The sequence below is a fragment of the Priestia sp. TRN 1309 genome, assembly GCF_050846875.1.
Classification (GTDB): Bacteria; Bacillota; Bacilli; order Bacillales; family Bacillaceae_H; genus Priestia; species Priestia zanthoxyli.
Genome location: NZ_JBOZGM010000003.1, coordinates 147,111 through 160,490, shown reverse-complemented (window position 1 = coordinate 160,490; position 13,380 = coordinate 147,111). Strand labels below are relative to the sequence as shown.

Genomic DNA, 13,380 nt, shown 5'->3' with positions numbered 1-13,380 from the left:
AAAATACTTTTGTCCCAGCCTCTTGTTATTGAGCAGATTGCAGCAAAACTTTTTGAATGGATTCAAAAGACGGGGAATGGATAACTCCATGCTCTGTAATAATGGCCGTAATCAGTTCGCTTGGCGTCACATCAAAAGCTGGATTGTACACAGAGATTCCGTCTGGAGCAATTTGCGTATCTCCAATGTGCGTTACTTCTTTAGTCGAACGTTCTTCAATAGGGATGCTGCTTCCGTCTTGAATAGATAAATCAAATGTGGACTGCGGCGCTGCTACGTAAAATGGAATACCGAATGCTTTCGCTAAAAGAGCAAGTCCATACGTTCCAATTTTGTTAGCCGTATCGCCATTTGATGCAATGCGGTCAGCACCTACAATGATCCCATTAATTCCTTTTGTTTTAATGGTATGAGCAGCCATATTATCCGTAATCAGCGTAACGTCTACTCCCGACTGCTGAAGTTCCCATGCTGTTAAGCGAGAACCTTGAAGAACGGGTCTTGTTTCACAAGCAAATACTTCAAGCGGAATATCGCGCTGCTTAGACAAGTGAAAAGGTGCTAATGCTGTTCCATAATAAGCTGTAGCAATTGAACCAGCATTACATATTGTCATGATTTTATCTTTCTTTTTAAATAAAGAAAGGGCATGATCTCCAATTCGGTAGCACGTTTCTTCATCTTCTACTTGAATTTGAATCGCTTCATGAACAACTTTTGTTTTAGCTTCATTAACGGACGAAGCGGATTCAGCGCTTTTCGCTACGCGGTCCAATGCCCAAAATAAATTGACGGCAGTCGGGCGTGAACTAGCTAAATACTGTTGATCTAGAGCTAGCTTTTTGTTAAATTCCTTGACTGAATCCGTGTCATAGCTAAGCGCAGAAAGAGCAAGACCAAAAGCCGCCGTAATGCCAATTGCAGGGGCTCCGCGTACTTTCAAGGTAGTGATAGCATCCCATACGTCTTTAATGGTTTGCAGCTTAATATATTCAACTTTGCCAGGAAGCTGCTGCTGATCTAATAAAGTAATATATGATTCATTCCATTCCACTGAGCGCGGAAGTGATAGTGTATTTGTCATGCTGATACCGATCCTTTCATTGTGTACATTATTCGTTATCGAAGTAAATGTTCAAATTCATTTGGTGAAACGTCTTGTTGGTGCAGAAGTAAATAGCGTCCAATTTTTAACGCAGTACGTTTAGCGTTAATTTTTCTTTCCTCTGAAGAAATTTCGTCTAAGTCCGCCACGTGAGCTAAGCCAATCGTACGTCGAATGATTTCACACCCTGCATATCCAACAGCATCTTGCCACGTTTGCGTTAAAATTTCATGTAACAAGCGCTCATCTTTAGCGAAAGGTTCAGTGTTTTCAGAATGCCAAAGCGCAGTAAAGGTATCTTTAAATACGTTCCATGTGTTCGTAATGTGTGCAAATAACGGTTCGCGATCTGTTTTTCGAGAAAGAGCATTTAAAAATAAATTTGCAACAAATTGGCCTAAATCGAATCCAAACGGACCGTAAAAAGCAAACTCTGGATCAATCACTTTCGTTTCTTGACTGCTAGCAAATATGCTTCCTGTATGTAAATCACCGTGAATTAGCGTTTGGGCATTTGTTAAAAATTTATATTTTAATTTTGCTGCTTGTAACTTTACATCTCCATCGTTCCACAATTCTTCTACATCAGGACGCAGCGCTTCTTCAAATTCATTTGTATCGATATCAAAAAAAGGATCTGTAAAAACTAAATCTTCCGTAATATTGCATAAGTCCGGATTGCTGTACTTGACGACTTCTTCTTTTTTATCCTGAGGCTTTAAGGCAAAATCCGACGTTTTGAATGCAATATGTCCTAGAAAAGAACCGATATGCTGTGAAAGCAGGGGATAACTTTCTCCTTGAATAAGTCCGGCGCGGGAAATCGTTAAATGAGACAGATCTTCCATGACCGTAACAGCAAGCGTTTCATCGTGGTAATACACAGCTGGTACGAGTTCAGGGGTAAATGCACCGAATTGCTTGAGCGCATTGCTTTCAATCGTGGCACGGTTCAAGGATAGAGGCCAGCTCTCGCCTACAACTTTTGCATAAGGAAGTGCTTGTTTGACGATAATGGATTTATTCGTTTGATCATTTATGATGTGAAAGACGAGATTTAAGTTGCCATCACCGATTTCACGGGCAGTCAGTGCTTCTGTGGCATCAAAGAGACCTAGCTTTTTCACAAGTTTGATTGCTGAAATTTCTGTTAAAGGCTGATACTTCTCTGTTTTTGTTGTTGACATTAGAATCCCTCCATAGTTTATTAAACTGATTTGTTTACTAAGTTAATAGGTTTAAGAATGTATGGAGGCTTTTATAATTTTAGAAAATATAAAAGCCTCTTTCGTTGGAAAGAGGCTTGATTGTAGTGTTCAAACCTCTTATCTGCCAGAAAGAATTACTTTCTGTTGGAATTAGCACCGTGCCTTTGTAAAAACATGTTTTACGGGTGTGATCCATCTTAGGATGGAATGACGGTCGGTTGCTGGGCTTCACAGGGCCAAATCCCTCAGCCAACTCTTGATAAGAGTACGATTACTTATTCAATTTTGATTTGTTTGAAAATTTTATGTTATCTGGTGAAAATCGTATCATGCAAAAAAACGGCTGTCAATACATAATTAATAAAATTCTGTGCGGCGATCTGTAAAGACAGGAATTTGTTTACGAATTTCTTTTACAAGTTCCAGGTTAACGTCGGCACTTAAAAGTTCTTCGCTATCGCCAGCTTCAGCGATTATTTCTCCCCACGGATCGATGACTAAGGAATGTCCGGCAAATATGTTATTAGGATCTTGGCCTACACGATTACACGCGATTACATAGCATTGATTTTCGATTGCGCGGCTAATGAGCAGTGCTTTCCAATGGGCAAGTCTTGGAGCCGGCCACTGAGCAACAACAAATAAGACTTCTGCTCCGCTGCTAGTATGCACGCGAATCCATTCTGGAAAACGAATATCGTAACAAATAACTCCTGCGCATAAAGACTGTTCAAGTGTAAAAAGATTTTTTGCTGTTCCTGCTTCTAGATAGAGGTGCTCATCCATTAATTTAAATAAGTGCAGCTTACTGTATTGTGACACTTCACGACCTTTTCGGTCGAAAATATACATCGTATTTGTGACGCCTTGCTCTGTTTTTTTCGCGATCGAACCTGCCACAATATTTACTTCGTTCGTTTTAGCAAATTGAGAGATTAATTGCTTGGCCTGCTGTCCTTCATCATCGGCAATTTCGTCTAGCCGCGTCAAATCATAAGCTGTATCCCATAGCTCAGGAAGCACAAGGATGTCAGGGTTTTCTTTTAGAGCTTCCGTCATTTTTTGTTGAATATATTTTCGGTTTTTAGTTGGGTTTCCAAACGCAATATCAAGCTGCAAACACGTGATTTTTACACTCACTTTATCATCCGTCCTTTTTTTAGTAGTTGAAAAAAATGACTTTACAAGTTGAGTATTACAATATATTATTTGTGACTAGAATTTCAAGAATTTTTTGAGAAGGTGTGCGATGATGAAACAATTTGAGCAATCGGAACTATTAAAAAGTTTACCAAAACAATTTTTTGCATCACTTGTAGGCAAGGTAGGAAAAGTAATGGCCCAAGGGCACGACGTTATTAACTTAGGGCAGGGAAATCCTGATCAGCCTACTCCTTCACATATTGTAGAAACACTCCAAAAAGCAAGTGCTAATCCTATGCATCATAAATATTCTCCATTTCGGGGGCACCAGTTTTTGAAAGAGGCCGTTGCGACTTTTTATAAACGAGAATATGGCGTTGATGTGGATCCTGAAAAAGAAGTAGCTATTTTGTTTGGCGGGAAGGGTGGACTTGTTGAAATCCCGCAGTGCTTATTAAACCCTGGAGATACGGTGCTGGTTCCGGATCCTGGATATCCTGATTACTGGTCTGGAGTAGAGCTTGCAAAAGCAAAGATGGAAGTGATGCCGCTCACGGCTGAAAATCATTTTCTGCCCGTATACGAAGAGATAGGTGAACGTGCTAAAGAACAGGCAAAGCTCATGTTTTTAAACTATCCGAATAATCCTACCGGTGCAGTGGCAACGGCAGAATTTTTTGAAGACACCGTGGCGTTTGCTGCCAAGCACGATATTTGTGTCGTACACGACTTTGCCTACGGAGCCATTGGATTTGATGGTAAAAAGCCAATCAGCTTTTTACAGACTCCTGGTGCAAAAGAGACGGGAATTGAAATTTATACTCTTTCTAAAACGTATAACATGGCGGGATGGCGAGTTGGATTTGCTGTAGGAAATGAAAGTGTAGTAGAAGCTATTAATCTTCTTCAAGATCATATGTATGTCAGCCTCTTTGGGGCGGTTCAAGAGGCAGCAGCGGCAGCTCTGTTAGAATCTCAACAATGTGTGAATGATTTAGTTAAGCGCTATGAATCTAGACGCAATACCTTTATTCAAGGGCTTCAAGAAATTGGTTGGGACGTTACATCTCCAGCGGGTTCCTTTTTTGCATGGCTAAAAGTTCCTAAAGGATATACTTCTGAACAATTTTCAGATTTACTTCTTGAAAAAGCCCACGTTGTAGTGGCACCTGGAGTAGGCTTCGGAACATATGGTGAAGGCTATGTGCGCGTAGGACTGCTGACGGATGAAGAGCGCATGAGAGAAGCTGTATCTCGAATAAAAAAATTAAATTTATTTTAAAAACGCATTGACAATCCTTTTTGAGTTGGCTTAATATGTAAGAAGTTAACGAGATTAATAACCGATAAATCCTAGCGGTATTTTTTATTTAGTATATAATCTACGAATTCAATTTAAATAAATAGCAACTTTCTTATTAAGAGTAGGTGGAGGGACTAGCCCGATGAAGCCCGGCAACCGACTTAACGCATGTTAAGCACGGTGCTAATTCTTGCAGCAGCAGCTGAGAGATAAGAAGAGCAACGAAAGCCTCTTCTTAATCACAGAAGAGGTTTTTTTTTATTAACGATATTAAACAGCAAGGGAGTTTTTAGCATAATGAGTGAAATCGTTGCAAGCTACTTACTACATGACAATAAAGGAAATTTTCATAAAAAAGCGGAAGGAATCGCTTTAGGACTAACCGTCGGCTCATGGACAGATCTGCCGCTTTTAGATCAACAGCAGCTTCAAAAGCATAAAGGGCGCGTCGTATCCGTAACTGAGCTTCAAGACTGCGAACGTGTTAACGGATATTTAGGCGGAGAGGTTAAGCAGGCTATTGTCAAAATTGCTTATCCTACTGCCAACTTTTCAAGAGATTTACCGGCTATTTTAGTTACGGTTTTCGGAAAACTATCACTTGATGGAAAAGTGAAATTATTAGACTTGGATTTTCCTGATGAATTATTAGCTGAATTCCCAGGACCGCGCTTTGGAATAGAAGGTATACGAGAGAAACTAGGCGTTTATGACCGTCCGCTTGTGATGAGTATTTTTAAAGGCGTGATTGGAAGAGACATGACGTACTTAACAACTCAGCTGCGTGAGCAAGCGCTTGGCGGAGTGGATTTGGTTAAAGACGACGAGATTTTGTTTGATAGTGAACGAACACCTTTTGAAACTCGCGTTACAGAAGGAAAAAAAGTACTGAATGACGTATACGAAAAAACGGGACACCGCACGCTGTATGCTGTTAATTTAACGGGACGAACGTTTGAATTAAAAGAAAAAGCGAGAAAAGCAGCTGAGCTAGGAGCCGATGCTCTTTTATTCAACGTATTTGCTTACGGGTTAGACGTACTGCAGGCACTTCGAGAAGATGATGAAATTAACTTGCCGATTATGGCACACCCAGCTGTTAGCGGAGCGCTTACGCCATCAGAGTTTTACGGTTTTTCAAATTCATTACTGCTTGGAAAACTATTGCGCTTAGCCGGAGCAGATTTCTCACTGTTTCCATCACCATACGGAAGCGTAGCGCTTTCTCTTGAAGATACGACAGGCATTGCCTACGAATTAACGCGTCCTGTGTACAAATATAAGCAGACTTTCCCGGTTCCTTCAGCAGGAATTCATCCTGGGATGGTACCGCAGCTTGTGAAGGACTTTGGAATCGACAGCATTATTAATGCAGGAGGCGGAGTTCACGGTCATCCAGACGGCGCTATCGGAGGAGGAAAAGCATTCCGTGCGGCGATAGATGGAGTACTCTCTCATCAAACACTAGCCGAAAAAGCGGAAGAATCAAAAGAGTTGCAAAAAGCTTTGCAACTATGGGGAACAGTAGAGGTGAAAGCATGACATCGTTAAAAATCTTTTGTGACTTTGATGGAACAATCACAAATAGCGATAACATTATTGCTATTATGAAACAATTTGCTCCTCCGGAGTGGGAAAGTATTAAAGACGACGTGCTAGCACAGCGCGTCTCCATTCAAGAAGGAGTAGGGCAAATGTTTGCCTTGCTTCCCGTGGAATTAAAGGAAGATATTATTTCTTATATTTTAGAGACGTCTGCTATTCGAGATGGATTTGATGATTTTATTGCCTATACAAAAGAGCATCATATTCCGCTTTATATTGTAAGCGGAGGAATTGACTTTTTTGTAAAACCGCTTTTGGGAAATCGAATTGCAGAAGAAATGCTCTACTGCAACGGATCTGATTTTTCCGGTGAGCATATTTCCATTACGTGGCCTCATACATGTGATAAACAGTGTACAAATGACTGCGGCTGCTGTAAGCCAACGATTATTCGCCATCTTGCAGATGAAAAAGATCATACGGTTGTTATTGGCGATTCAATTACAGATTTGCAGGCTGCCAAATTAGCTGACACTGTCATTGCGCGTGACTTTTTAATTAAAAAATGCGAAGAGCTATCTCTACCGTATCGTCCTTTTTCTACTTTTTATGATGTGATTCACCATTTACAAGAATTAACAGAAGAGGTGAAAGCATGAGTATTATGGCTCAGCAAAGATTACACGAGCTTGCAGATATAAAAGATGAGTTGGCAGAGCGCGATTGGTTCTTCGGTACAAGCGGAAACTTAGCGATTAAAGTGGATCAAAATCCGACAACTTTCTTTGTATCAGCAAGTGGAAAAGATAAAAGAAAACGCACAAATGAAGACTTTTTGTTAGTTGATCAATACGGGAAGCCTGCAGAAGAAACGCATTTAAAGCCTTCTGCTGAAACGCTTTTACACGTTAAGATTTACGAGTCAACGAATGCTGGGTGCAGCCTTCATGTACATACAATCGACAACAACGTGATCTCTGAACTGTACGGAGATGAAGGGTTTATTTCATTCAAAGGCCAAGAAATTATTAAGGCACTGGGTATTTGGGAGGAAGATGCGGAAATTACTGTTCCGATTATTCCGAATTACGCGGATATTCCGACACTAGCAGAAGAATTTTCTCACCATATAAAAGGCGATCAAGGCGCGATTTTAATTCGTAACCACGGGATTACGGTATGGGGGAAAAATGCGTTTGAAACAAAAAAAGCGCTAGAAGCCTATGAATTTCTATTTAGCTACCATGTGAAATTACTATCACTTAAAGGCATTAAGCCAAAGGTGCATTTATAAAAGGAGGAAATAAAAATGGCGCAAATTCGCTTACATGTAAATAATAAAAGGATTGAAACTCAAGAGGAAGTATCAGCTTTTCTGGCAAACAATGAAGTTATTTATGAAAACTGGGATATTACAAAACTTCCAGAAAACCTTCGTGAAAAATATGATTTAACTGATGAAGAAAAAACAGAAATTTTAAACGCTTTTGGTGAGGATATTAAAGATATTTCTGAACGCCGCGGCTATAAAGCTCAAGATGTTATCTCGTTATCGGAATCTACACCAAACATTGATGAATTGTTAAAAAACTTTCAGCGCAAGCATATTCATACAGATGACGAAGTTCGCTTTATCGTAAGCGGTCATGGAATCTTTGTTATTCAAGGAAAAGACGGTGAATTTTTTGATGTTGAATTAGAGCCGGGCGATTTAATTTCAGTACCAGAAAACATTCTTCATTACTTTACACTAATGGAAGATCGTAAAGTAGTCGCTGTGCGAATTTTCGTGACAACTGAAGGATGGGTACCTATTTACGCATAACAACTACTTGTAAAGCATAGGTCATGATCACCCCGCTTTTACATCTAAAAGCGGGGTATTCTTTGGATTATTATAAAACTAACTATTTTTATATGAATAATAAGTTTAATGGGAGGAACACCATGAAAAAGAGTAAAAAAATGCTGTGGCCACTTACTTTGCTCGTGCTTCTAGTTTTTGCGCTGGCTGCCTGCACGAAAGAACAGCCAAGTCTAAACGAGAAAGCACAGGCAGCTCCAGCGCAGCAAGCGGCTTCTGCTAAGCCTGTACAGCAAGAAGGAAAAAAGGTTACGAAAGATACAAAAATTGCGCTTATTTCTGAATTTACATCAGGCACTCACGCTGCTCAGTACATAACAGGTGTGACAAAAGCGGCTAAAAAAGCAGGAGTACAGCTATCCGTTTCTGATTCGAACAATGATCAATCTAAAATGGCGGCTTATTTAGACACGGCTATTAACCAAAATGTTGACGGCATTATGATTGACCACGGCCGGGCTGAAACCCTTGAACCTGGCGTGAAGCGCGCGATTGCAAAAGGAATTCCCGTTATTGCAACAGACGTAGAATTAAAAGTAGAAGGCGTTACAACCATCGATCAAGACGATTATATGCTTGCGCTGCAGGGTCTGAAACAAATGATGCAGGACATTAACGGAAAAGGAAATATTGTATATGCATTTGTTGGAGGCTTCGCACCGATGGAAAAGCGCGACAGCATTTATAAAATTATGATGAATCGCTATCCAGATGTAAAACAAATTGCCACGTTCGGAAGCGCAACGGACAACACCTCTCTAGACACTCAAAATAAAATGGCAGCCGTATTGAAGCAGTATCCAAATAAAGGAGACATTGCGGCCGTTTGGGCGCCATGGGACGAATTTGCAAAAGGAGTCACAAGAGCGATTAAAGAAGCAGGACGAGACGAGATTAAAGTATACGGAGTAGACTTATCTGATGAAGATCTGCAAATGATGCAGGCAAAAAACAGCCCGTGGAAAGCGTCTGCTGCCGTAAATCCAGCTTCAGTAGGAGAAAAGCAAGTTGATCTGCTTCTTAAAAAGATTTCCGGTCAAGAGATTCCTCGTTATTATTCCTTTGATCCGGTTTTAGTCAAACAAACTGACTTGCCTAATCAAACGATTAATATGGATCAGCTTAGTCAGTACGTAGAAGAATGGGGCAAAAAAGAGTAGAAGTGGAGGGACAGACATGACGAACGAGCTTTCAATGAAGAACATTACAAAAAACTTTGGTTCTTTTCAAGCGCTGAACAAAGTTGATTTTACTGTTCAAAAAGGGGAAATTCATGCTTTATTGGGAGCCAATGGTGCCGGTAAAAGTACGTTGATGAAAATATTGTGCGGAGCTTACGACGAGTACGAGGGAAAGATCTACAAAGACGGAGGAGAAATCTCTATTTCTTCTCCTAAAGAAGCGAAGAGTCACGGCATCGGCATTGTACACCAAGAAGTCGATGTAGCGCTGATTCCTTCGCTGTCAGTAGCTGAAAACATTGTGTTAGACGTACAGGCTTCTAATAAGAGTAAGGCATTTGTAAACTGGAAATCTATTTATAAGAAAGCGGAAGAAGCTCTTTCTTTACTTGGTTCTTCTTTATCCGTTAAAAAAAATGTCGTTGATCTAACTCTATCAGAAAAACAGCAGGTGCTTATTGCACGTGCAATTGTACAGAATGTTGATTATTTAATTTTGGATGAACCAACCGCACCTCTTAGTGTGGAAGAGACGAAACAATTGTTTTCTGTGATGAGAGAGCTGAAGAAAAGCGGAGTAGGCATTATTTATATTTCACATCGCCTTCAAGAAGTGGTTGATATTTGCGACCGCTTAACGGTTTTAAAGGACGGACGCTATGTAGCTACAAAAGAAACTTCACATACTTCAATTGAAAACGTGATTACGCTTATGCTAGGAACGTCTTCTGTAAAGCAGTGGGTCAAAAAATCAGTAGAAGTTGGAAACGAACTTTTACACGTAGAAGCATTATCTCTTCCAGGGCGGCTTTCTAATATCTCTTTTCATGTAAAAGAAGGAGAGGTAGTCGGTATTGCAGGGCTTGTAGGAGCGGGGAAAACGGAGCTTTGCCGAAGTCTATTTGGTTTAGAGCAATATGTGAGCGGCAGCGTTCGGTTAAAAGGCAAGAAACTAAAGTTGAATAAGCAGCCGTATTATTATATTGCACAAGGTCTTTCTCTTGTTCCTGAAGAACGAAGAAAAGAAGGAATTTTTGTTCATGAATCGATTGCCGATAACTTAGTTTTGCCAAGTCTGTCCCGCTTTACAAATTATTCGTTTCTAAAGCGAGGAAAGATCAAAGAAAAAGCGCAGAAAACGACTGGGCAAGTTGGCGTAAAGTCTCATTCTATCGAGCAGTCAGTTGGAACGTTAAGCGGTGGAAATCAGCAAAAAGTAGCAATCGGAAAATGGCTTGTTACGGACTCTGACGTACTGTTGTTTGATGAACCAACTAAAGGAGTTGATGTCGGCTCTAAGCGAGAGATATTCGACTTAATTACAAATCTTGTGTCACAGAAAAAAGGCGTTGTTTATGCAACCTGTGAATTCGAGGAGCTGCTAGGGGTAGCGGATCGAATTTATGTTATGTACAACGGAAAAATCGTGAAAGAATTATCCAAAGAAGAAGCAACTAGTGAAAAATTATTTTATTATACAGCAGGAGGAGTAAAAGGATGAGTGCGGAGTATGTAACAGAACCTGTAGCGAAACCAAAGAGAAAAATAAGCGTTTTCGACTTTTTTTATAAATATGGGACAGTCTTAATGATTTTTGTTATTATGATTATTTTTTCCATTGCCACACCTAATTTTTTAACAGGAGAAAACATTAGTGATATCCTGCGCTCTATTTCCATTGTTACCTTAATTGCGCTTGGTGTAACGATATCGTTAACTGTCAATGGACTGGATTTATCTGTAGGGTCTACGGCTGGGTTAGCCACTATTTTATCAGCCTCTATGCTTGTTTTACACAGACAAGAAATTGCAGTCGCTATCATTGTTCCGATTATTGCATCGCTTCTTATCGGGTTAGTAAATGCTTTTTTAGTAGTGAAAGTAAAGATTCCTGATATTTTAGCCACGCTTTCAATGATGTTCATCGTACAAGGGATTTTATTAACGTATACAAAAGGCTCAGCTATTTATACCAATATGCCTTTACCAAGCGGAGACAGAGCTCCGGGAATTTTTATTCCTTCTTTCCTTGCGCTGGGGCAAGGTCACTTTCTAGGTATTCCTGTTCCTGTGATCATTATGCTGCTGACTGTGCTGCTTGTTCATATCGTTTTTTCCTATACAAAGTTTGGGCGTTTTTTCTATGTAACAGGAGGTAACATAGAAGCAGCAAGGCTTTCGGGTGTACCGGTTAATCGTTACCGCATGTATGCCTATATGTTTTCAGGTTTGCTTGCTGGAATTGGAGGAGTCGTTTTAGCTGCCCGTATTGGAGTAGGAGAAGTGAACGCCGGCTCACCATTTTTAATGGATGCCGTAGCTGCGACATACATTGGTTTTTCCGTATTTGGAGCAGGGAAACCGAATGTATTCGGGACGCTGATTGGCTCTATTTTAATCGGTGTGCTGTTAAATGGATTAACGATGCTAAATGTTCCGTATTATATGCAAGATATTATTAAAGGAGCTGTATTGGCAGGAGCCTTGGCTCTAACGTATTACCGCTCGAAACAAACATCTACGGCTGTGTAAACAGCCGTTTTTTTTCGTTTGAAATCGGGAAGAATAAGGAAAAACAATAGTATAATCTATTATTTATGTAGAAAGAGGGAGTATAAATGAAACGTGTTGTCATTATAGGAGGAGTAGCCGCCGGAATGAGCGCAGCTTCACAGCTTCGCCGGATGAAAGAAAAAGAAGAAGTGGAAATCCTTGTGTTTGAAAAAGGTGGAGATATCTCTTACAGCGCATGTGGCATGCCTTACTATCTGTCAGGTGTTGTAAAAGAAAAAGACGATTTGATTGCTCGTACGAAACAAGAGTTTGAAGAGCGAAATATCTCCGTCCATCTTTTTCACGAAGTTAAAGAAGTAAACCATACAAAGAAATACATAGTAGCACAAGATGTCAAAACGCACACTGAAAAAGAGATAACATATGATGAACTCATCATTGCAACTGGAACAACGGCTGTTAAACCTAATTTTATGAGTGATAACATGCCGAATGTATGCACATTAAAGTCATTAGAAGACAGCGAAAGAATCTATACATATCTACAGGCTCACTCCGTAGAAAAAGTCACTATTATTGGTGGAGGATATGTCGGAATGGAAGTAGCTGAAGCAATGAAGGCTTTGGGAAAAGAAGTACGGGTCATTGAACAGGGAAAGCAGATTCTATCTATTTTAGATCAAGACATGGCAGAGCATCTACAAAAGCAGCTAGATGACGATATTTTATTTCATTTCGAAGAAGAAGTGGAAGCATTGCTGCATTCAGATGGTTCCGTCACTCACGTTCAAACAAACCGTCAAACGTACCAAACGGATTTAGTGATTGTAAATGTAGGAGTTCGTCCGAATACGCAATTCTTAGAAAGAAACGGACTAAGAATGCTTGAAAATGGAGCTATTTTAGTAAACGAGAAGTTGGAAACCAACGTGCCTCATATCTACGCAGCGGGAGATTGTGCAACGAGCTATCACCGCGTATTAAAAAAAGATGTTCATATTGCTCTTGGAACCATTGCCAATAAGCAGGGAAGGGTTCTTGGTTACCGATTAGGGGGAGAAAAAAGAGAATTTCCGGGTGTTGTAGGTACAAGTATTGTCAAAGTGATGGACTATGAAATTGGAAAAACCGGCATCTCAGAAAGAGAAGCAAGAGAAAATTCTCTTTTATACAAAGCCATCACAGCCGGGGCTCCGAGTCATGCTTCTTACTATCCAGGAGCTGAAAAGATTGTGATAAAACTTGTTTATCATCCTGAAACAAAAGAGATTTTAGGGGTTCAAATGATTGGGAAAGAAGGAGTTGCAAAACGAATCGATGTATTTGCGACAGCTATTACTTGCTGCCTCACAACAGATGAAATAACCATGCTAGATCTTTCGTATGCCCCTCCTTTTGCTACGGTATGGGATGCTGTACAAATCGCTGCTCAGAAAGCTGAATAAAAAAGAGGCTGGGACAAAAGTAGTTGAGTCCAAGTAAAAAAAGAACCACTCATCAACCTGTTTGATGAGTGG

12 protein-coding genes and 2 riboswitches are annotated in these 13,380 nt (G+C 40.2%); of the genes, 9 read left to right on the top strand and 3 right to left on the bottom strand.

Annotation, left to right across the window (positions count from 1 at the left end; all coding sequences use genetic code 11):
• Positions 1-25: 25 nt before the first annotated feature.
• The 3 genes from mtnA to ACRPLQ_RS13100 form a co-directional block, all read right to left on the bottom strand.
• The gene (gene mtnA, locus ACRPLQ_RS13110) at positions 26-1,084 is read right to left on the bottom strand and encodes an S-methyl-5-thioribose-1-phosphate isomerase (RefSeq protein WP_432236041.1); all 1,059 of its coding nucleotides are present in this window, start codon (positions 1,082-1,084) and stop codon (positions 26-28) included.
• 35 nt (positions 1,085-1,119) lie between these two features.
• Positions 1,120-2,292, bottom strand: coding sequence for an S-methyl-5-thioribose kinase (mtnK, locus tag ACRPLQ_RS13105; protein WP_028414171.1), 1,173 nt, complete (start codon positions 2,290-2,292; stop codon positions 1,120-1,122).
• 135 nt (positions 2,293-2,427) lie between these two features.
• A riboswitch (SAM riboswitch) is annotated at positions 2,428-2,579 on the bottom strand.
• Positions 2,580-2,670: 91 nt separating this feature from the next.
• Complete coding sequence (locus ACRPLQ_RS13100; RefSeq protein ID WP_034263980.1) at positions 2,671-3,453, bottom strand: carbon-nitrogen family hydrolase; 783 nt, start codon at positions 3,451-3,453, stop codon at positions 2,671-2,673.
• 112 nt (positions 3,454-3,565) lie between these two features.
• On the opposite strand from ACRPLQ_RS13100, the gene ACRPLQ_RS13095 reads away from it, so the two are divergent.
• The 9 genes from ACRPLQ_RS13095 (at position 3,566) to ACRPLQ_RS13055 (ending at position 13,308) form a co-directional block, all read left to right on the top strand.
• Positions 3,566-4,738, top strand: coding sequence for a pyridoxal phosphate-dependent aminotransferase (locus tag ACRPLQ_RS13095; RefSeq protein ID WP_028414169.1), 1,173 nt, complete (start codon positions 3,566-3,568; stop codon positions 4,736-4,738).
• A 130-nt stretch (positions 4,739-4,868) separates the two neighbouring features.
• Positions 4,869-4,975, top strand: a riboswitch (SAM riboswitch).
• A gap of 81 nt (positions 4,976-5,056) precedes the next feature.
• Complete coding sequence (gene mtnW, locus ACRPLQ_RS13090) at positions 5,057-6,301, top strand: 2,3-diketo-5-methylthiopentyl-1-phosphate enolase (RefSeq protein WP_033578371.1); 1,245 nt, start codon at positions 5,057-5,059, stop codon at positions 6,299-6,301.
• Positions 6,298-6,963: a 2-hydroxy-3-keto-5-methylthiopentenyl-1-phosphate phosphatase gene (locus tag ACRPLQ_RS13085; protein ID WP_165635661.1), complete on the top strand. Its 666-nt coding sequence runs from the start codon at positions 6,298-6,300 to the stop codon at positions 6,961-6,963. The genes mtnW and ACRPLQ_RS13085 overlap by 4 nt, the downstream gene beginning before the upstream one ends.
• The gene (locus ACRPLQ_RS13080) at positions 6,960-7,598 is read left to right on the top strand and encodes a methylthioribulose 1-phosphate dehydratase (protein ID WP_028414166.1); all 639 of its coding nucleotides are present in this window, start codon (positions 6,960-6,962) and stop codon (positions 7,596-7,598) included. The genes ACRPLQ_RS13085 and ACRPLQ_RS13080 overlap by 4 nt, the downstream gene beginning before the upstream one ends.
• Before the next feature lie 15 nt (positions 7,599-7,613).
• Complete coding sequence (locus ACRPLQ_RS13075) at positions 7,614-8,129, top strand: 1,2-dihydroxy-3-keto-5-methylthiopentene dioxygenase (RefSeq protein WP_013055961.1); 516 nt, start codon at positions 7,614-7,616, stop codon at positions 8,127-8,129.
• A 122-nt stretch (positions 8,130-8,251) separates the two neighbouring features.
• A complete protein-coding gene (locus ACRPLQ_RS13070) occupies positions 8,252-9,328 on the top strand; it encodes a sugar ABC transporter substrate-binding protein (RefSeq protein WP_063670932.1) in 1,077 nt (358 codons plus the stop codon).
• Positions 9,329-9,344: 16 nt separating this feature from the next.
• The gene (locus tag ACRPLQ_RS13065; RefSeq protein WP_165635662.1) at positions 9,345-10,850 is read left to right on the top strand and encodes a sugar ABC transporter ATP-binding protein; all 1,506 of its coding nucleotides are present in this window, start codon (positions 9,345-9,347) and stop codon (positions 10,848-10,850) included.
• Entirely contained in the window at positions 10,847-11,881 is a 1,035-nt protein-coding gene (locus ACRPLQ_RS13060) for an ABC transporter permease (protein WP_042992251.1), read from the top strand. Before ACRPLQ_RS13065 ends, ACRPLQ_RS13060 begins: the two co-directional genes overlap by 4 nt.
• 86 nt (positions 11,882-11,967) lie before the next feature.
• Positions 11,968-13,308: a CoA-disulfide reductase gene (locus tag ACRPLQ_RS13055; RefSeq protein WP_432236040.1), complete on the top strand. Its 1,341-nt coding sequence runs from the start codon at positions 11,968-11,970 to the stop codon at positions 13,306-13,308.
• The last annotated feature ends 72 nt before the right edge of the window (positions 13,309-13,380 follow it).